16 protein-coding genes are annotated in these 18883 nt (G+C 60.0%); 11 read left to right on the top strand and 5 right to left on the bottom strand.

The window, feature by feature from the left end; translation table 11 throughout:
• Nucleotides 1-7: 7 nt before the first annotated feature.
• The 3 genes from BLU63_RS30945 to BLU63_RS30935 all read right to left on the bottom strand — a co-directional run bounded on the left by BLU63_RS30945 (nucleotide 8) and on the right by BLU63_RS30935 (nucleotide 4996).
• Entirely contained in the window at nucleotides 8-2221 is a 2214-nt protein-coding gene (locus tag BLU63_RS30945) for a hypothetical protein (protein ID WP_083377093.1), read from the bottom strand.
• A 41-nt stretch (nucleotides 2222-2262) separates the two neighbouring features.
• Nucleotides 2263-3501, bottom strand: a complete 1239-nt coding sequence (gene wecB / locus BLU63_RS30940; RefSeq protein ID WP_081854013.1) for a non-hydrolyzing UDP-N-acetylglucosamine 2-epimerase — start codon at nucleotides 3499-3501, stop codon at nucleotides 2263-2265.
• Nucleotides 3502-4108: 607 nt separating this feature from the next.
• Entirely contained in the window at nucleotides 4109-4996 is an 888-nt protein-coding gene (locus tag BLU63_RS30935; protein WP_077750103.1) for a LysR substrate-binding domain-containing protein, read from the bottom strand.
• A gap of 134 nt (nucleotides 4997-5130) precedes the next feature.
• Between BLU63_RS30935 and BLU63_RS30930 the strand changes: the two genes are divergently transcribed.
• From BLU63_RS30930 to BLU63_RS30915, 4 genes are read left to right on the top strand one after another with little or no spacing between them, the layout of a single operon-like run.
• Complete coding sequence (locus BLU63_RS30930) at nucleotides 5131-6183, top strand: agmatine deiminase family protein (RefSeq protein ID WP_083377092.1); 1053 nt, start codon at nucleotides 5131-5133, stop codon at nucleotides 6181-6183.
• Between the two features lie 4 nt (nucleotides 6184-6187).
• Nucleotides 6188-7096: an N-carbamoylputrescine amidase gene (gene aguB / locus BLU63_RS30925; RefSeq protein WP_077750105.1), complete on the top strand. Its 909-nt coding sequence runs from the start codon at nucleotides 6188-6190 to the stop codon at nucleotides 7094-7096.
• Nucleotide 7097: 1 nt separating this feature from the next.
• Nucleotides 7098-8195: an extracellular solute-binding protein gene (locus BLU63_RS30920; protein ID WP_083377091.1), complete on the top strand. Its 1098-nt coding sequence runs from the start codon at nucleotides 7098-7100 to the stop codon at nucleotides 8193-8195.
• Entirely contained in the window at nucleotides 8192-9337 is a 1146-nt protein-coding gene (locus BLU63_RS30915) for an agmatine deiminase family protein (protein WP_083377090.1), read from the top strand. The genes BLU63_RS30920 and BLU63_RS30915 overlap by 4 nt, the downstream gene beginning before the upstream one ends.
• Nucleotides 9338-9386: 49 nt before the next feature.
• On the opposite strand, the gene BLU63_RS30910 is transcribed toward BLU63_RS30915, so the two are convergent.
• Complete coding sequence (locus BLU63_RS30910; RefSeq protein WP_010459147.1) at nucleotides 9387-10337, bottom strand: helix-turn-helix domain-containing protein; 951 nt, start codon at nucleotides 10335-10337, stop codon at nucleotides 9387-9389.
• A gap of 294 nt (nucleotides 10338-10631) precedes the next feature.
• Between BLU63_RS30910 and BLU63_RS30905 the strand changes: the two genes are divergently transcribed.
• From BLU63_RS30905 to BLU63_RS30880, 6 genes are all read left to right on the top strand, one after another.
• Nucleotides 10632-11939 (top strand): ABC transporter substrate-binding protein, encoded by a 1308-nt coding sequence (locus BLU63_RS30905; RefSeq protein ID WP_083377089.1) that lies wholly within the window; start codon nucleotides 10632-10634, stop codon nucleotides 11937-11939.
• A gap of 196 nt (nucleotides 11940-12135) precedes the next feature.
• The gene (locus BLU63_RS30900) at nucleotides 12136-12909 is read left to right on the top strand and encodes an L-iditol 2-dehydrogenase (protein ID WP_083377088.1); all 774 of its coding nucleotides are present in this window, start codon (nucleotides 12136-12138) and stop codon (nucleotides 12907-12909) included.
• Nucleotides 12910-13136: 227 nt separating this feature from the next.
• On the top strand, nucleotides 13137-14063 hold the full coding sequence (locus BLU63_RS30895) for a Gfo/Idh/MocA family protein (protein WP_083377087.1): 927 nt from the start codon (nucleotides 13137-13139) through the stop codon (nucleotides 14061-14063).
• A 91-nt stretch (nucleotides 14064-14154) separates the two neighbouring features.
• The gene (locus BLU63_RS30890) at nucleotides 14155-14457 is read left to right on the top strand and encodes an ArsR/SmtB family transcription factor (RefSeq protein WP_010459152.1); all 303 of its coding nucleotides are present in this window, start codon (nucleotides 14155-14157) and stop codon (nucleotides 14455-14457) included.
• Between the two features lie 62 nt (nucleotides 14458-14519).
• Nucleotides 14520-15503, top strand: coding sequence for a zinc-dependent alcohol dehydrogenase family protein (locus BLU63_RS30885; RefSeq protein WP_083377086.1), 984 nt, complete (start codon nucleotides 14520-14522; stop codon nucleotides 15501-15503).
• Between the two features lie 33 nt (nucleotides 15504-15536).
• Complete coding sequence (locus tag BLU63_RS30880; protein ID WP_083377085.1) at nucleotides 15537-15887, top strand: antibiotic biosynthesis monooxygenase family protein; 351 nt, start codon at nucleotides 15537-15539, stop codon at nucleotides 15885-15887.
• A gap of 59 nt (nucleotides 15888-15946) precedes the next feature.
• Here the strand turns inward: BLU63_RS30880 and BLU63_RS30875 are convergent, their stop codons facing one another.
• Nucleotides 15947-16642: a tRNA (adenine(22)-N(1))-methyltransferase gene (locus tag BLU63_RS30875; RefSeq protein WP_304362802.1), complete on the bottom strand. Its 696-nt coding sequence runs from the start codon at nucleotides 16640-16642 to the stop codon at nucleotides 15947-15949.
• A gap of 287 nt (nucleotides 16643-16929) precedes the next feature.
• Here BLU63_RS30875 and BLU63_RS30870 point away from each other — a divergent pair, with 287 nt between their 5' ends.
• Complete coding sequence (locus BLU63_RS30870) at nucleotides 16930-18789, top strand: ABC transporter ATP-binding protein (protein WP_077750115.1); 1860 nt, start codon at nucleotides 16930-16932, stop codon at nucleotides 18787-18789.
• The last annotated feature ends 94 nt before the right edge of the window (nucleotides 18790-18883 follow it).

The following is an 18883-nucleotide window of genomic DNA, read 5'->3' as shown; positions in this document are numbered from 1 at the left end:
GGTTCCGTTACTGGCGATTGCGACGGGCGTTACGGCCAGCCAGCAACAGGATGAGAACCAACAGGATGCCACCCGGAATCAGCCACAACAGCGACGGTGTCCGCCAGGCGTCCAGGCCCTTGGGTTCTTCGTTGTCGATCAATTGGCTGCCGCTTGGATCCTGAGTGTCGAAGGTCGTCAGGGCACCATTGTCGCCGAGGATGGCCACATCGCCGCGGGTCAGCAGAATCTGTTTGGCGAAGCGTGGCGAGTCATTGCCCAATGCGCGATAGACCATACCGTGCTGGCCGCCGGCATCGACCACTTGCAACGAGGCAAGGTGATTGAGCGGATGCACGTCAAGCAACACTTGATCCTTGTGATTGATGCGCAGGCGCCCCTGCTCGTCGACCTGCACGGACTCCTTGCTGTCTTTGATCGGCAGCTCGAAGGCGAGGAAGGCCTTGTCCAGCGTGACCGAGGCTTTCGGATCTGTGATGACCTTCAATTGCGCACGCAGCGGCGAGACCCCGGCGGCATCGGCGACTGAAATCACTTGCGGCAAGCTGCTCGCCGGATGATCGAGGTAGGCCTGAGGCACCAGGAGTTGGGTGTCCACGGCAAAGCGCGCGGCCATGCCGGAGAAGTCATCACCCAGCGCGGTTTTTTCCAGCACGATGTGGCTGGTCGGCAGCACGGAAACCGGGAAGGCTTGCGGCGTTTCCAGGCAGCGATCACTCACGGGCTGGCGCTGGAACGACACGCGTAGCACGTTGGTCGCGCCCACGGCGTAACGCGGGATGCGCGCTTCGATGCGTTGTTTTTCACCGTTGGCTACCAGCTGCTGCGCGCCAATCAGGTAGTCATTGAGAAACAGCGAGGCCACCGGCGCAGTGTCAGAAGCGCCGGGCGCGGCAGACACGTCGACCACAGCCTTCACCGGCAAGCGACCGTCGTAAGCCACGCTGCCCAGAGGGAATGACGTGCTCCAGTCAGACTTGGCCAGCACGTCGATGGCGCCGGGATTGCCGCCCAGGCGAGACAGGGCGACACGGCCGTCGGTGCTCAAGGGCAGCTGCGCTTCGCTGACGGTCAATTGGCGACTGCGTGCCAGTTTGTTCCAGGCGCTACTGAACAAGGCCAGCGCCTTGTCGGTGGCATGCGGCGCAATCATCAGAACCGGGCGCGTGCCCACGAGGGCCAGGCGCACATTGTCAGTGCCATTGGCGGCAAGGCCGGCATTGATATGCGTCTCACGCCATTGCGTGAACGCGTTGGCCGCCGTGGCATCGAAGCCCTGGATCTGGCTCTGCAGCGCGTCGAGGGATGCATTGATCGCTGTGAGCAGTTGCGGGTCGTTGACCGCCAGATCCGCCTGGACGTTCGGCGTCTGGCCCAACACCAGCAACGCGCCGATCTCCGCCGGGTTCGCCAGGGTGTGTCGACCTTTGCCGTTGAGGCTGGCGAACGCTGGAATACCTTGCAGTTCGGCCGGAATGCGCAGGCCGCTCAGGTCGACGCTGTCTTGTACGGCAGGGAAGGGCAGGATTTGACTGCGCTTGCCAATCCGCTCCAGTGCCACGCCCAGACGCCATGCCGAATCGTAGCTTTCAGCGGATAAGGTGCCGGGCGCGACCATGATCCCCGGCTTACCAGGCAAGGCCGTCCACGCAGCGCCGACGTCGCGCAACTGGCTGGCGTCATAGCTGTAAGTCAGGCGGGTGTCGGGTTCGATACGTAGAACATTGCCGATGGCGCGTTCGTCTTCGCACAGCACACGGGACACGATCGACGACCAGGCGATGCCCAGGCGCAGCGAGCCGCTGTCCCGCGCTTTTTTGTCCACGCCCAGCGTGACGCTGGCGTCACCCTGGGGTTCGCTGAGCCCTTCGGCACGCACCGGATAACCGTCCAGCGACAGCAGCAGCGTGTTGCGGCCGCCTTCGCCATTGAGGTAACTGGCGTCGAAATTCAACGTCGCATCCGTCAGCGGAACACCTGCCGGCACCGGCAGATACAGTTCGCGGCGGGCATCGGTGGAGCCGAGGATGATCGGTGCATCGATCCCCAGATCGCTCAAGCGCACCTCCCGCTCTTGTCGGGTGTCGGCGTTGAGCCGGTTGATCGCCTGGGTGAGCGGACTGTCCGCGGCCAAGGCAAGGGTCGGCATGAGCGCGAGCAGGCTCACACCACAGGCAAGGGCGCTGAGGGCACCCGTATGGATGGCAACGGAAGACTTCATTCAGGTAGATCTCGAGCTGATAAGGGGAGGAACGGTTTGGTTTATCGAGAGGTAAAAGCGGGGTAATGCTTCTCGGGCGCAGGCTGTGCAGACGGGTATTGCAGGAACTTGGGCAAGGACTGGCCGGCCACGATGAAATCGTCCACCGGACGGCCCATCAGGGCATCGACGATGCGCGCACTGGCCTTGCCGTCGCCGTAAGGGTTGGCCGCCTGGGAGCAGCGGCGCCACAACAGGTCGTCATCGAACAGCGCGTTAACGCCAGCGATGATCGAGCCCGGCGAGGTACCGACCAGGCGCACAGTGCCCGCCGCCACAGCTTCCGGGCGTTCGGTCACATCACGCATGACCAGCACCGGTTTGCCCAGGGACGGTGCTTCTTCCTGCACGCCACCGGAATCGGTGAGGATCACATGGGCCCGTTGCATCAGGCGCACGAAGGCCAGGTAGTCCAGCGGCTGGATCAGGTGCACGTTGGGCAGACCGCCCAGATGCTCGGTGACCGGGCCCATGACATTGGGGTTCAAGTGCACCGGGTAAACGATCTGGATATCCGAACGCCGAGCCAGATGACTCAGGGCCTTGCAGATATCCAGGAAGCCTTCACCGAAATTTTCCCGACGATGCCCGGTCACCAACAGGACCTTGCGGCCGGTCTGCAGGAACGAAAACTGCCGGTCCAGGCTTGCGCGCAGGTCGGCATCCTGTTCAATGCGCCGTGCGGTCATCTGCAGCGCGTCGATCACCGTATTGCCGGTGACGAAGGTGCGACCCTGTAGGCGTTCGTCGAGCAGGTTCTGGCGCGACTCGTGGGTGGGCGCAAACAGCATGTCCGCCCCCAGGTCGATGCAGCGACGGTTCATTTCTTCCGGCCATGGGCTGTAGATATCACCGGTTCGCAGCCCGGCTTCCACATGGCCGACCGGGATCCGTCGATGGAACGCCGCCATCGCAGCCACCATGGCCGAGGTCGTGTCGCCGTGCACCAGCACCCGGTCCGGGCAGGTCATTTCCAGCACCGGGTCGATCGCCCCGTAAAGCGCCGCCGTCAGGGAGTTGAGCGTTTGCTGCGGGGTCATGACATCGAGGGTGTAATCGGCCTTGAGGTCGAACAGGTCAAGCACCTGTTTGAGCATGCTTTGGTGTTGGCCGGTGATGCATATCTGCGAATCAATGCCGGGTTCCGCAGCGAGGGCTTTGACTAACGGCGCCATCTTGATGGCTTCTGGACGGGTACCGAAGATCGAAAGGATTTTAATCCTTGAATGATGACGAGCGATGATGCCTTCCTCGCGCAGTTTTAGTGCGCAGCACAATGCAGGCCCAAGTTTTATTGAACTTGAGCAAGCCGGTGTTATTTGAATTTGATTAATGCCGGGGATCAGCGTTGATGCTGATATTCACTTCGTGTGAGGGGGAGAGCGCCTGTAAGCCCGGAAGCGGCGGAATTATTAGCATTGAAGAGAGATGTTTTAAAGCGTTACATGGAATTTATTATTTATTAAATGAGTTTGAAACTTTTATAACTGATCCCTGTCTTTTTTTGGTTTTGTGTTTTTCTGAAGGGGTTTTGTTTTAGTTGGTAATAGAATATTAAGTTATTGTTTTTAAATGATTTAAATATTTAAAGTCCATTCGTCGGTGTGTTTGAATTTTTGAATGATTGTTGCAGTCTCGGTCGGCGGCATTAGCGAGTGTTTTTTGTGAAATACAAGTCACTTAAATGGCGCCTGAATAATGTCATGGCGCACTGGAAGTTCTTTTGAACTAATTAAGTTTCTTGTAAGCGACTATCTCTCAATAGCACTAGGTTGAGTGTTCTGTTGTTCAATATGAGCTTCATCAACGGACTTGGCTGAGAATACTGGCCATTAGCCGAGTCCCCTTTCATATTGCAAGTGCGGGAGACGTCTGGCTCTTTGCGTCCAGGTTACTCAACAGCCACTCGACGAAGCTTCGCGCCAGCGGATTGTTCTCGCTGTCACGATGGGTCAGCAAGGCCCAGTTCGGGCCGCGAATGGTGTCTTCCACCAAGGGCTGCAACAGTCCGCTGTCACGTGCCGGCCGACTCAGCAACTGACTGACCAGGGCGATGCCGAGCCCCGCGCAGGCGGCGTCCAGCAGCAGGCCGGGGTCGGAGAAATTCAGCCCCTGATCCTTCTGCCCGACATCAATCCCGGCCTCCACCGCCCAATGACTCCAGTCCATCTCCCGCTCTCCGTGAAGGGTGGTGCGCTGCTCGACGGGCACCGTCAACACGTCTGGATGACACGCCGGGTACAGGCGGTCGGCGTGCAACACCTTGAAGCTGCACTCGGCCTGGGAACTGATGTCGTCACGCACCGCGAGGTCGATGGTCTGGGTGGTCATGTCCGGGACTTCATCGGTGCTGAAAATCCACAGGTCGACCTCCGGGTGCTGACGACGAAAATCCCCCAGACGCGGCAGCAACCAATGACGGGCGAATGTCGGCGTGGTGTTGAGCACCAGTTGGTTGGGTTTCTGGTATTGCCCGAGGCGACGAATGCCGACCGCCAGTTGCTGCAATAACGCCTGGGTGGTGCTGAGCAGATCGTGGCCGGCATCGGTCAGGCTGACGCTGCGCCCACTGCGAAAAAACAACGGCTGCTCAAGGTACGCCTCAAGCGTGCGGATCTGCTGGCTGATCGCCGATTGGGTCAGGTGCAGCTCGTCGGCCGCCTTGTGAAAACTGCCCAGGCGGGCGGCGGCTTCAAAGCCACGAAGGGTGTTGAGCGGAGGCCAGTGCTTGAGCATATCGATAAGTTCCTCTAATCACTTTTCTACAAAATCCATCGTTTGTTGGCCTTGTTTTACGGCCGTAGCATGCATGCCAAGACCGCGAAGGCAGTTTTCATTGAACACAATGACTTAACTCAAGGGTGCTTGTCATGCAGCAGAACGAACTTCAGAACAGTGGCTGGTGGATGCCGGCAGAGTGGGTGAAGCACGCCGCGACCTGGATGGTCTGGCCACACAACCAGGCGCTTTGGGAGTCGGGCTGGGGCGTCACCTTGCCGTTGGTGCAGGAGGATTTCGCCCGGGTGGCCAACGCCATTGCCCGGTTCGAACCGGTGAAAATGGTGGTCGACCCGTCGGCCGTTGCGAGTGCCAAAGCGCTGTGTGGGCCCAACATCGAATTGATCGAATTGGCCGTGAACGACAGTTGGTGCCGCGACTCCGGCCCGAGCTTCGTCTGCCATCCGCAACACGGTCTGGGCGGGGTGAGCTGGCGCTTCAATGCCTGGGGCGGCAAGTCGCTGCATAACCTCGACGAAAGCCTGGCACGCCGCGCACTCAATCGCCTCGGCGTGCCGTGCTTTGGCACCCCGCTGAGCAACGAAGGCGGTGCGATTCATGTCGACGGCGAGGGCACGCTTATCACCACCGAATCTGTGTTGCTCAACCCCAATCGCAACCCGGGCATGACCAAGGCCGAGATCGAGGAAATCTTCACCCGTCTGCTGGGGGTGAAGAAAACCATCTGGCTGCCGGGTGACCCGGACTACGTGACGGGCGACATGACTGACGGCCACGTCGATGGCGTCTGCGCCTTCGCCCGCCCCGGCGTGTTGCTGGTGGATGCCACCCACGACAAAGATTCGGTGTACGCCGAGGTTGCACGGGAAAACCGTCGCGCACTGGAGCTGGCCACCGATGCCCATGGGCGCACGTTCGAGCTGATCGAGCTCTATGAAGCCACCGATGCCGTGGACACCGAAGCCGAAGTGTTCTGTGCCTCGTACACCAACTTCTACATCGCCAACCACGCGATCATCATGCCGGCCTATGGCATCGACGCCGACCATGCGGCGGCCGAAGTGTTGGCCCGGGCGTTCCCGGAGCGCGAGGTGGTGCCGGTGCGGATCAATCACTTGGCCCATGGCGGCGGCGGGGTGCATTGCATCACCCAGCAGCAGCCCGCCTGGCCTGTGCAGGAGTGATGCCATGACCCTGTTGACGATTGCTACCACCCAGATGCCGTGCACCTGGGACTTGCCGAACAATCTCGATCAGGCCGAGCGACTGATCCGTGAGGCGGCCGCGAAGGGCGCCCAGGTCATTCTGTTACAGGAGCTGTTCGCTACGCCGTATTTCTGCATCGAGCAAAGCCATAAACATTTGGCGTTGGCCGAAGAGTATCGATACAGCGGCGTACTCAAACGCTTTGCTGCGCTGGCCAAGGAGTTGGGGGTGGTGTTGCCGCTGAGCTGGTTCGAGAAGGCTGGCAATGCCTACTTCAATTCCCTGAGCGTGGCCGATGCCGACGGGCGCTTGCTGGGGGTGTATCGCAAGACCCACATCCCCAACGCCATCGGTTACCAGGAGAAGGAGTATTTCAGCCCTGGCGACACCGGTTTCCGTGTCTGGGACACGGCGTTCGGGCGCCTCGGCGTCGGGATCTGCTGGGATCAGTGGTTCCCCGAGACCGCCCGCTGCCTGGCGTTGATGGGCGCCGAAGTCTTGCTGTTTCCCACCGCCATCGGCTCTGAGCCGGGGTGTGCAGCGCTGGATTCCCGTGACCACTGGCAGATGACCATGCGTGGCCATGCCGCTGCGAACATCCTGCCGGTGGTGGCGGCCAATCGCGTCGGTCGCGAGGTGGCGACCACCGATGCGGCCTTGCAAATGAGCTTCTACGGCTCGTCGTTTATCTGCAACCACAAGGGCAAGTTGCTCGCCGAGGCTGATCGCGACAGCAGCGGCGTGCTGGTCCACAGCCTGGACTTGCACGCCATGCGCGAAGAACGCCTGAGCTGGGGCATCTACCGCGACCGTCGCCCGGACATGTACGGGGCGTTGCTGAGTCAGGACGGTCGTCACCTTCATGCACGCTGGAACACTCAAGGAGTTTGATATGCGCATTCCCCGCAAGCTGTTGCTCGGCGCCTTGGGATGGGCAATCGCCTCGTCGCCGCTGCACGCCGAAGAGAAGACCCTGCGGCTCTACAACTGGGCCGATTACTTCGCCGAAGACACCCTCGCCAGATTCACTGCCGAAACCGGGATCAAGGTGATCTACGACGTCATGGACGGCAGCGAAACCCTGGAGGCCAAGATGCTCGCCGGCGGCAGTGGTTATGACCTGATCTTCCCCGGCGACACCGTCGCCGAACGCTTGATGCGCGCCGGCAGTCTGCTGCCGCTGGATCGCTCAAAACTCACCGCTGTGGACGACATCGAACCCGGTTTGCAGAAGCTGCGCAGGCAGTACGAAACGTCGAGCCAGGCCACCGTCCCCTACACCTGGGGCACCATCGGCCTGACCTACAATGACGAACAGGTCAAACAGCGTTCGCCCGACGCCCCGGTCAACAGCCTGGACATGCTGTTCAAACCGGAACTGGCGGCGAAATTTGCCGATTGCGGCATCTCGATAATCGACTCGCCGGACGAAGTGCTGGCGGTGGTGCTCAACTACCTTGGGCGTGAACCGCGCAGCGCCAAGCCTGAAGACCTGGCCGCAGCGAGTGAGTTGCTGATGAAGCTGCGACCGCACATTCGCAAGTTCCAGTCGCAACCCGTGACCGATCTGGTCAACGGCAACCTGTGCCTGTCCCTCGGTTACAGCGGCGACATGACCCAGGCACAACGCACCTCGGACAGCGCCGGCAAGCACACTCGTTTCGAGTACCGCATTCCCCGCGAAGGCACGACCGTGTGGATGGACACCATGGCCATTCCGGTCGACGCCAAACACCCGGAGTACGCCTACGCGTTCATCAACTTCGTCATGCGCCCGCAGAACATGGCGGCCATCAGCAATTTCACCGGCTACCCGACATCCAACGCCAAGGCCCGCCCGGACGTCGATGCGACGATGCGCAACAACCCGGATATTTACCTCGATGAGGCCACCTATGCGCGGCTGATTCCGGGCAAGGACATTCCCCAATCCGACATGCGGGCGCGGATGCGCACCTGGACCAAATTCAAGACGGCGACAGCGAAATGAGTGCTTCAGACAAGGATCAACACAGCCCGACACGTCGGGATTTCATCAAGCAGGTGTCGGTGATTGCCGGTCTCGGCGCCGCAGCTTCCCTCGGCTTCAGCTTTGCGCCCGTGCACGCGGCGACACAAGGTCGTTGGCGCATGCCGGACGAGGGCGACCGACACGAACGGGCCTTCATCGCGTTCGGCGCACAGAGCGCCATCTGGGAGGATTTCACGCCCGAAGTGCAAGCGACCATGGGCCTGATCGCCCGCACCATCGCCCGCTATGAGCCGGTCACCGTGTTCTGCCGCCAGGGCGAGCGGCGTCTGGCCGAACGACAGTGCGGCACGGCCAATATCACCTACGTCACCACTGAGCTTGACGACATCTGGATGCGCGATATCAGCGCCAATTTTGTCATCGATGGCGAAGGCGGACTCGGCGCCGTTGATTTCAACTTCAACGGCTGGGGCAACAAACAGCAGCATGACGAGGATGCGCAAGTGGCCGCTTTGGTGGCCGAGACTACGCAGGCACGTTATCTGCGCAGCGAACTGGTGGGCGAGGGCGGCGGTATCGAAGTGGATGGCCACGGCACGGGGATCATGACCGAAAGCAGCTGGATCAACCGCAACCGCAACCCCGACTGGACCAAAGCCGAGGTCGAGCAGGAACTGAAAGACCGTTTGGGGTTGCGTAAAATCATCTGGTTGCCGGGCATCAAGGGCAAGGACATCACTGACGCCCATGTCGATTTCTATGCGCGTTTCGTCAAGCCGGGCGTGGTGGTCGCCAACCTCGACAACGACCCCGATTCATACGACCGGAACGTGACATTGGCGCACCTGGACATCCTTAAAAACGCCACCGATGCGGATGGCCGCAAGCTGCAGGTGCATACCTTGTCGCCACCGCTCAATCCGCGCAAAAGTCAGTTCACCCGCAACAACCCGGACTTTGCTGCCGGATACATCAACTACTTTCTGGTGAATGGCGCGGTCATTTCCCCTGAGTTTGGTGACAAGGCGGCGGATACGAAGGCCTTTGAACTGTTGTCGCAGCTGTACCCGGACCGGGAGGTGGTACAGCTCAATATCGACGCCGTCGCGGCGGGTGGCGGAGGGATTCACTGTGTGACCAGTCATCAGCCGGCGGTTTGATCGCAATGGAAGCGAGTCCAGGTTGAACCGACTGGCTCGCATCGCTCATTCAATGGGCTTTGGTGAACGGCAGGGAGGCGTGGGGACCGTTGCGATTGAACAGGGTCATCGCCGAACCGCGACGGTATTCACTCGGGGTCTGGTCCATTTCGATACGGAAGTGCCGATTGAAGTTGGACAGGTTTTCATAGCCCACTTCAAAACAGATGCCCGCCACTGACATCTCGGTTTGCAACAGTAGCCGGCAGGCACGCTGAACCCTGAGCTTGCGCATCAGGTCGATGAAACCGTGGCCGGTGACTCGCTTGAAGAAGCGCGAAAAACCGGGCTCGCTCATGTTCAGGCGCTGGGCAATCACCGATAGGCGAATGTCGCCTGTGAGCTCGGTCAACAAGTAGTCAAAGGCCTTGTGGATGCGCTCGGAGCTTTGGGCATCCAGGGTTGGCGCGTAGTAAGCGCTGGCGAGCACATGGACGTCTTGGGAGGGCGCTTTCATCAGTGCATTGATCAGTTGCAGAAACAGAATCAGGCGTTCGAGCCCCTGAGCGGGGCCAATGTCTTCCAGCAGATGTGCGGCCTGCACAGCCGTTGCGCCGCAGAACTCCAGGCCCCGGCGTGCACGTTCAAACAGGTGCTGAAGCTCGCCCAGTTCGGGCATCGTTTCACGCAAGGCCAGAATCGCGGCACCGTCGAATTGCAGAACCACATCGCGTCCTGCCAGGAACTCGCCGGGTGCCAGATCGCCTATCCAGTCATGGGGCAGATCAGGGCCGATCAGCGCCACATGTCCGGCACCGAATGCGCCGATGTAATCGCCCGCAACCAGCTTGCCGCTGCCTTGGCGGATCAGGTGGATTTCGAATTCCGGGTGGTGATTCCAGCGAGCCAGGGAGTAGGGGTAGTCGTGTTCATACCAGCGAAAACAATGATCGGGCTCGGGAAGAATGACCTCCAGTTCGGCGGGGCGCTGTTCAAACAGCGCGGCTCGGCTATCAGGCATGGCAGGTCTCTTTCTTTGTTATTTGTTGTTCGTATGCAGGCAACATACGCCTTCCTGCCTGGCGCTTGCTAGCTCGGGGATTGCTTGGCACTGATACTTTTTTGATCGCCAGGCTGTGTCCCGGGGACGGTAAAAAAAGTATCGGGTTGCCGTCCTCTGTGCGTTTGTCCGGGGTTTTCCAAGCTGGTGTAATCAAGCCGTCCACCATGGCTGCGCAGCTGTATTTGCCCGGCAATGGTTAACAACAAAAATAATAGCTTCCGTCGTCCAGGGCGCGAAGCGGAGAGCACTACGATGACCATCCCGAAAGCACTGTACATTTTTGCCGGCCTGTCTTTTGCCCTCGTCAGTCATGCAGCCGAAACGGTCACCATCGCCACTGTGAACAATGGCGATATGATCCGGATGCAGCGGCTCTCCAAGATCTTTGAACAGCAGCACCCCGACGTGAAGCTCAACTGGGTGGTGCTGGAAGAAAACGTCCTGCGTCAGCGCCTGACCACCGATATCGCGACTCAGGGCGGGCAGTTCGACGTGCTGACAATTGGTACTTATGAAACACCGCTGTGGGGTGCCAAGCATTGGCTTGAGCCGATCACGGCACTGCCGCCGGCCTACGATCTGCAAGACATCTTCCCCTCGGTACGCCAGGGCTTGTCGGTCGACAACACGCTCTATGCTTTGCCTTTCTATGGTGAAAGCACGATCACTTATTACCGCACCGACCTGTTCAAGGGCGCCGGGTTGACCATGCCGGAGCATCCGACCTGGACGCAGCTCGGCGAGTTCGCCTCCAGGCTGCACGAACCCGATAAAGGACAGTACGGCATGTGCCTGCGGGGCAAGGCAGGGTGGGGTGAGAACATTGCGTTGTTGAGCACCATGGCCAATGCCTTTGGCGCCCGCTGGTTCGATGAACAGTGGCAGCCGGAGCTGGCCAGCCCGGAGTGGACCGCCGCGGCGCACTTCTACGTCGACACCCTGAAAAAGTATGGGCCACCCGGTGTGTCGAGCAATGGCTTCAACGAGAGCCTCGCACTGTTCAACAGCGGCAAGTGCGCGATCTGGGTGGATGCCAGCGTGGCGGGATCTTTCACGACGGACAAGGAACAGAGCAACGTCGTCGACCGCGTTGGCTTTGCCCCGGCACCGACGCAGGTCACCGACAAGGGTTCTTCGTGGCTGTATGCGTGGTCGCTGGCGATACCGGCCACCTCCAAGCATAAAGAGACAGCCAAGGCGTTCATCACGTGGGCCACGTCGAAAGAATACATTCAGCTGGTCGCTGAAAAAGACGGCATCGCCAATGTTCCGCCTGGCACGCGTCAATCCACGTACAACGAGGCCTATCTGCAAGCGGCGCCTTTCGCGCAAGTGACATTGCAGATGATGCAGCACGCTGACTCTGCACACCCCTCGATCAAGCCGGTTCCTTATGTCGGCATCCAGTACGTCACGATTCCTGAGTTCCAGGCGATAGGCACCTCCGTGGGGAAACTGTTTTCCGCTGCGCTGACGGGGCAAATGTCGGTCGATCAGGCACTCGCTGCCGCACAGACCTCCACCGAACGTGAAATGAAACGCGCCGGTTATCCCAAGTAGCCAACGGTGCATCGGGGCCACTGTCCTGGTTTGTCTGGACACCGAGTGGCCTCCATCGCGGACAAGCCACGCGCCCACAGGATTGCGCAATTAATGTGGGAGCGGGTCTGTCCTGATGCGTCCCGCTGCCTGAACGCTACACCCCGCCTGCCCTTGATCGGGCTTACCCGAATGTTAGAAAACGGATGAACCATCAATGAAACGACTCGAAGGAAAAAGCGCGCTTATCACAGGGGCCGCCCGAGGCATTGGACGTTCCTTTGCCCAGGCTTACATTCGCGAGGGAGCGACTGTCGCTATCGCGGACATCAACCTGGAGCGTGCCCAAGCCACGGCCGCCGAGCTGGGGCCTGACGCATACGCTGTCGAGATGGACGTTACCCGCCAGGCGTCCATCGATGCGGCCATCGCCGCTGTCATCGCGCAGACCGGCAAGCTGGATATCTTGATCAACAACGCCGCACTGTTCGACCTTGCACCCATTGTCGATATCACCCGCGACAGCTTCGAGCGTCTGTTTTCGATCAATGTGGCAGGAACGCTTTTCACCCTGCAGGCAGCGGCCCGTCAGATGATCATTCAGGGGCATGGCGGCAAGATCATCAACATGGCCAGCCAGGCCGGACGAAGAGGGGAGGCCCTCGTGGGGGTGTATTGCGCGACCAAAGCGGCGGTGATCAGCCTTACCCAATCCGCAGGGTTGGACCTGATCAAGCATGGGATCAATGTGAACGCCATCGCCCCAGGTGTCGTCGATGGCGAGCATTGGGACGGCGTCGATGCAATGTTTGCCCGCTATGAGAACCGGCCATTGGGTGAAAAGAAAAAGCGCGTGGGGCAGGAAGTGCCTTTTGGGCGGATGGGCAACGCTGAGGACCTGACGGGCATGGCGATTTTCCTCGCGTCGTCCGAGAGCGAATATGTGGTGGCCCAGACTTACAATGTCGACGGCGGTAACTGGATGAGCTGACCTGTTTTTGCGCCGTCGTGGCGACGGTGCGATGCCTTCGCCCCGCCGGGTTCAGGGGGGCGTCGGTGGCGGGCCGCTATCGACCCTCGGCGTCCGTTGGCAGGGATAGCATCGCTCCAGCTCGCGTGCCAGATGAAACGTCAGCACATCATCAATGACTTCCCCGCCACACAAACGTAATCTTGCCGATTCGCGTATCAAGAAAAACAAAAAATCAGGAGTCATTGATGCAACCGATCCGTCTCGGTCTGGTGGGCTACGGCAAGATTGCCCAGGATCAACACGTCCCCGCTATCAACGCCAACCCCGCGTTCCAGTTGGTTTCTGTCGCCACGCAAGGGCAGCCCTGCGCCGGGGTCGAGAACTTTCGGTCCCTGGGTGAGTTGCTCGACAAGGGCCCGCAGGTCGATGCGATTGCGTTTTGCACTCCGCCGCAGGGGCGCTTCGCGCTGGTGCAACAAGCGTTGTCCGCCGGCAAACACGTGCTGGTCGAAAAACCGCCGTGCGCCACGCTGGGTGAAGCCATGGCATTGGTGAGCCAGGTGCAGGAGCAAGGCGTCAGCGGATTGTTCGCCTGGCATTCACGCTATGCGCCCGGTATCGAAGCCGCCCGTGCGTGGCTGGCTACCCGCACCCTGCAAAGCGTGCAGATCGACTGGAAGGAAGACGTACGCAAATGGCACCCCGGTCAGGCGTGGATCTGGCAACCGGGCGGCCTGGGCGTCTTCGATCCCGGTATCAACGCGTTGTCGATTGCAACCCATCTGTTGGCGCTGCCGCTGTTTGTCGAGTCTGCTGAACTGCGAGTCCCCAATAACTGCCAGTCGCCGATTGCCGCTTCGATCAAAATGTCTGACGCGCGTCACCTCGACGTGCGCGCAGAGTTCGATTTCGACCACGGTCATGACGAACTCTGGAGCATCGAGATTCGCTGCACCGAAGGCACCCTGCGACTGGACAACGGTGGCGCATTGTTGAGTATCGATGGCGTGCGTCAAGCCGTCTCGGAGGAGGGCGAGTACGCGGCGGTGTACCGACATTTCCAACAGCTGATTAGCGACAAAACCAGTGACCTGGACCTCCAGCCGCTGCGACTGGTGGCTGACAGCTTTTTTGTCGGCAGTCGGGTATCGGTTGAGCCGTTCTACGATTAACGGCTGCTCGGTCAAAGGGTGAGGCAAGCGTCAGCCGCTTGCTCTCGTATTAATGTATTGACATATCGGTAAATGTCGATATCTTCGAGTTATGGAATTACTCGAAATATTCAAAGCCCTCTCAAACCGTACACGCCTTGAAATCTTGAAAGGTTTGAAGGATCCAGCCAAGAACTTCCCTCCGCAGGATGAAGGTGACGTTCATACGGTGGGCGTCTGCGTCAGTAGTATTCAAGAAGGCGTCGGCCTGTCGCAGTCGACGGTGTCTGATTATCTGGCAACGCTGCAACGAGTGGGCCTGGTCGAGGTCAGGCGCATCGGTCAGTGGACCTACTACAAGCGCAATGAAGCAACCATCAGTGCTCTAGTCGAGCTCATGGGGAAAGAGCTGTAGCTTTTTTACCGTAAGATATCGAGAAATCCCGATATCCCTTTTTATCGAAACGAGGATTGACCATGAAAGCGCTCATACTCAAATCATTTGGCGGCCCGGAATCGTTCGAACTTCGTGACGTGCCCAAGCCAGTACCGAACACAGGACAGGTCCTTGTCCGGGTACACGCAACCTCCATCAATCCGCTGGATTACCAGGTACGACGTGGCGATTATCCCGATCTGGTGCAACTGCCAGCCATTACCGGACACGACGTATCTGGCGTTGTCGAAGCCGTTGGGCCGGGTGTGACGACCTTCGCCCCGGGAGACGAAGTCTGGTACACCCCGCAAATATTCGACGGGCCAGGCAGTTATGCCGAGTACCACGTTGCTGCCGAAAGCATTGTCGGAAAGAAGCCTTCCTCGATCAGCCATCTTGAGGCGGCAAGCCTGAGTCTGGTCGGAGGAACGGCGTGGGAAGCACTGGCTGTGCGTGCTGAGCTCCGAGTGGGGGAAAGCATCCTGGTCCACGGCGGCGCGGGAGGCGTCGGTCATGTGGCGATCCAGCTGGCAAAAGCCATGGGCGCAAGGGTGTTCACGACTGTGCGCGAAGCAAACGTTGAGTTCGCTCGAAGTATGGGTGCCGACGTGATCATCGACTACGAAAAGGAGGATTACGTCGACGCCATCATCCGGGAAACCGGTGGTCGCGGAGTCGATGTCGTGTTCGACACCATCGGCGGCAACACACTGTCGCGCAGCCCCGACGTGCTCGCACAACTGGGCCGCGTTGTCTCGATTGTGGACATTGCCCAGCCACAAAACGTCGTTCAGGCCTGGGGCAAGAACGCGAGTTATCACTTCGTTTTCACAAGACAAAACCGCGGCAAGCTTGATGAGTTGAGCGCATTGATAGAACGCGGTCAGCTGCGGCCGCACGTTGGCGCTGTCTATTCGCTTGCCGACATTGCGCTCGCCCATGCCCTTCTGGAGAGGCCCAACAACGGTGTTCAAGGAAAAATCGCGATTGCAGTAGGGCCATCGTCCCATCTCGTCAGTGCGTAATTTTGACCGTTGAACTCACTTTAAGGGAACGCCATGATTTACGAAATCGCTGTGCTACCCGTGCACAAAGAACAGATTGAAACGTTCAGGCGTGCATTTGCCGAGGTCGCTCCTTTGCTCAGCCGCGCAAAGGGTTACCGCGGTCACTTGCTCGCTCAAGGGATCGAAACTCCCCAGCTATTCAACCTGATCGTGCGATGGCAATCACTCGAGGATCACACGCCGGGCTTCGAGGCGAGTGAAGACCATCGGATATTCATGATGGGCTTGGAGGAATATTTTTCGGAGGAACCGACGGTCTATCACCTCGAGGGTGGACCCTTTGCTACAGGCGAATATGATGATCCGAACAGCGCCGCCGGCATGGGGAATGCTGTTGCCTGAGGTGTTTTTAGCTTTGCCGGATCACCGCTCTGCACTGTTCGCGTAAGCCCTGCACAATCTCAAGCCAGCAGCTCGGTGATCCATCGGGCCTGCCGGGCGATCTCTTGCAGCTTCGCCTCGGGCACGGCCTGCCGCGCACGGGCGAAGTGGGTCAGGGTCTGCTGCTTGTGGCGCAAGATGCGCTGCCACTTGAGCAGGAACGCCGGGCTACGTGCCTGCATCTGCAGCGGGCCGAAATACAGCTCCTCGGCGGTGTACAGCACCGGAGCGGCACGCTCGGCGACGATGATTTCGTAGTCAAAGCGGTTTTCCCGCAGCAGTTCCTCGCAGAGGATGCGGTAACCGTTGTCCATCAGCCATTGGCGCAACGGCTGCTCGCCGCCGTTGGGTTGCAGGATCAGGCGTTCCTGGCCGCTCAGGTGCGCCTTGCCGCTGTCGAGGATGTCGCGGATCGTCTCGCCGCCCATGCCGCAGATGCTGATCGCCGTGATCCCGTCTTCCGGCTCGATGGCCGCCAGGCCATTGGCCAGGCGCACGGTGATTCGCAGGTCTTGACCGCTTTCGCGCACGGTGCGTTCAGCCGAGTGGAACGGCGTCAATGCCACCTCACCGGCCACCGCCGATGCGATGACGCCCCGGCGCATCAACGCCACCGGCAGGTAGCCGTGATCCGAGCCGATATCGGCGAGGCGCGCACCGGCTGGCACATGCGCCGCCACGCGTTCCAGGCGCATGGACAATGTCTGTTCGTTCAACCGCAACCCCTTTTCACCACAAACGACCGGCACTTTGGCCGAATCGGGGCGCCATTCTGTCGAGCAACGCCGTGCATTTCAAATTCCTGCGACCGGGGCCATGGATCGCCCGGTGCCTTGGCGCTCGAAGCGAACCTGAATCCGAGCACTTTCTGTCATTGCTGAGTCAGTTCGGCGGTGCAATCGGCCAGCAGCCGGCCAGCAGCGCCTTACCTCAATTTCACAAAACCCTCAAAGCAACCGTTCAATGGCAGAATCTCCCCCACTTGATCGTTTTGGAGAACACCATGCTTCGTGCGTTTGAACGAAGACTCGACCCTTTTCCTCCTGACGAGGTACCACCACCACCCGCCGGTCTGGCTCGTTTCCTGTGGGCCTGTACCCGGGGCGCCCGCGGTTACATCCTTGCGCTTGCGTTGCTCAGTGCCTGTGTATCGATCTACGAAGCCTGGCTGTTTTCCTTCCTCGGTCAGGTCGTGGACCTGCTCTCGACCTGGCAGGCGGGCGGTGAAGCGGCGGCGCAGGAAAGTCGCGTGTTGTGGGGCATGGGCATCGTCATGGTGACCAGTGTCGGGCTGGTGGCGTTGCGCACCATGGTGCAGCACCAGATATTGGCGATTAACTTGCCGTTGCGGCTGCGTTGGGACTTCCATCGCCTGATGCTGCGGCAAAGCCTTTCGTTTTTCTCCGATGAGTTTTCCGGGCGAGTCACTACCAAGGTGATGCAGACGGCGCTAGCGGTGCGCGACGTGCTCTTCACCCTGATCGAGATCGCACCCGGGATCGGGGTGTATTTCATCGCGATCATCGCACTGGCCGGCGGCTTCGCGCTGAAACTGATGCTGCCGTTCGTTGCCTGGGTCGTGTTGTTCGGTCTGGCCATGCTGTACTTCGTACCCCGTCTGGGGAAAGTCGGGCAGGAACAGGCCAATGCGCGGTCGATGATGACCGGGCGTATCTCGGACGCCTACACCAACATCACGACGGTCAAACTGTTCTCCCACTCCAATCGTGAAGCGCACTTCGCGCGTGCCGCGATGGAGGATTTCAAGCAAACCGGCTTTCGCCAGATGCGTCTGGTCAGCCAGTTCGAGATCGTCAACCAGGCATTGGTGGTGGCGTTGATCATGGCAGCCGGTGGTTATGCCCTGTGGCTATGGCACCTGGGTGAGGTTGGCGCGGGTGCCGTGGCGGCAATCACCGCCATGGCGTTGCGGATCAACGGCATGTCGCACTGGATCATGTGGCAAATGACCTCGCTGTTCGAGAGCATCGGCACCGTACAGGACGGCATGGCAACACTGACCCTGGGCGCCAAGGTGCAGGATGCACCGGGCGCGGGCGCGCTGGTGACCTCTGGGGGCGCAGTCACCTTCGATAAGGTGAGCTTCAACTACAATGGCGAACGCCAGGTGCTCGATGGCCTGAGCCTGAGCATTCGCGCGGGCGAAAAAATCGGCCTGGTCGGCCGCTCTGGCGCTGGCAAATCCACGCTGATCAACCTGCTACTGCGCTTCTACGACGTCGACAGCGGGGAGATTCGCATTGACGGCCAAAACATTGCACACGTGACGCAAGAAAGCCTGCGCGGCTCCATCGGCATGGTCACGCAGGACACCTCCCTGCTGCACCGTTCTATTCGCGACAACATCGCTTACGGCCGTCCCGATGCGACCGAGGCGCAAATTCGCAGCGCCGCGGCCAATGCCCAGGCCGATGGATTCATTAGCCAACTGAGCGACCGGCAGGGCCGTACCGGCTACGACACCCTTGTGGGTGAGCGCGGCATCAAGCTGTCGGGCGGCCAGCGCCAACGCGTCGCGATTGCCCGTGTGATGCTCAAGAACGCCCCGATCCTGCTGCTTGACGAGGCCACCAGCGCCCTGGACTCGGAAGTCGAAGTCGCCATTCAGGAAAGCCTCGATGAAATGATGCAGGGCAAGACCGTGATCGCTATCGCCCATAGGCTGTCCACGATTGCGGCCATGGACCGACTCATCGTCATGGATGACGGACGCATCATCGAACAGGGCACTCACAGCGAATTGCTTGGGAAGAACGGCGTCTATGCGCGGCTGTGGCAGCACCAAAGCGGCGGATTCCTGGGTGAGGACAAGGGTGTGTTCGAGGCGATGGATCAGGTGTGAGGGGGGAGGGTGAGCGTCCGGGCGAACTGTTGGTTGGCAAGAGCCCGGACTGAATTCATCCCTCCGTTGGAGGTTGTGTCAGCGCAGACGCTCG

The organism is Pseudomonas mandelii, assembly GCF_900106065.1.
In the GTDB taxonomy this organism is placed as follows: Bacteria; Pseudomonadota; Gammaproteobacteria; order Pseudomonadales; family Pseudomonadaceae; genus Aquipseudomonas; species Aquipseudomonas mandelii.
The sequence above is the reverse complement of the archived record's forward strand: the minus strand, read 5'-3'. Positions and strand labels throughout refer to the sequence as shown.

What these genes read in the sequence shown, in the direction of transcription:
- BLU63_RS30945 (WP_083377093.1), bottom strand. Translation starts at nt 2,221, where the DNA reads ATGAAGTCTTCCGTTGCCATCCATACGGGTGCCCTCAGCGCCCTTGCC.
- BLU63_RS30935 (WP_077750103.1), bottom strand. Translation starts at nt 4,996, where the DNA reads ATGCTCAAGCACTGGCCTCCGCTCAACACCCTTCGTGGCTTTGAAGCC.
- BLU63_RS30930 (WP_083377092.1), top strand. Translation starts at nt 5,131, where the DNA reads ATGCAGCAGAACGAACTTCAGAACAGTGGCTGGTGGATGCCGGCAGAG.
- aguB (WP_077750105.1), top strand. Translation starts at nt 6,188, where the DNA reads ATGACCCTGTTGACGATTGCTACCACCCAGATGCCGTGCACCTGGGAC.
- BLU63_RS30920 (WP_083377091.1), top strand. Translation starts at nt 7,098, where the DNA reads ATGCGCATTCCCCGCAAGCTGTTGCTCGGCGCCTTGGGATGGGCAATC.
- BLU63_RS30915 (WP_083377090.1), top strand. Translation starts at nt 8,192, where the DNA reads ATGAGTGCTTCAGACAAGGATCAACACAGCCCGACACGTCGGGATTTC.
- BLU63_RS30910 (WP_010459147.1), bottom strand. Translation starts at nt 10,337, where the DNA reads ATGCCTGATAGCCGAGCCGCGCTGTTTGAACAGCGCCCCGCCGAACTG.
- BLU63_RS30905 (WP_083377089.1), top strand. Translation starts at nt 10,632, where the DNA reads ATGACCATCCCGAAAGCACTGTACATTTTTGCCGGCCTGTCTTTTGCC.
- BLU63_RS30900 (WP_083377088.1), top strand. Translation starts at nt 12,136, where the DNA reads ATGAAACGACTCGAAGGAAAAAGCGCGCTTATCACAGGGGCCGCCCGA.
- BLU63_RS30895 (WP_083377087.1), top strand. Translation starts at nt 13,137, where the DNA reads ATGCAACCGATCCGTCTCGGTCTGGTGGGCTACGGCAAGATTGCCCAG.
- BLU63_RS30890 (WP_010459152.1), top strand. Translation starts at nt 14,155, where the DNA reads ATGGAATTACTCGAAATATTCAAAGCCCTCTCAAACCGTACACGCCTT.
- BLU63_RS30885 (WP_083377086.1), top strand. Translation starts at nt 14,520, where the DNA reads ATGAAAGCGCTCATACTCAAATCATTTGGCGGCCCGGAATCGTTCGAA.
- BLU63_RS30880 (WP_083377085.1), top strand. Translation starts at nt 15,537, where the DNA reads ATGATTTACGAAATCGCTGTGCTACCCGTGCACAAAGAACAGATTGAA.
- BLU63_RS30870 (WP_077750115.1), top strand. Translation starts at nt 16,930, where the DNA reads ATGCTTCGTGCGTTTGAACGAAGACTCGACCCTTTTCCTCCTGACGAG.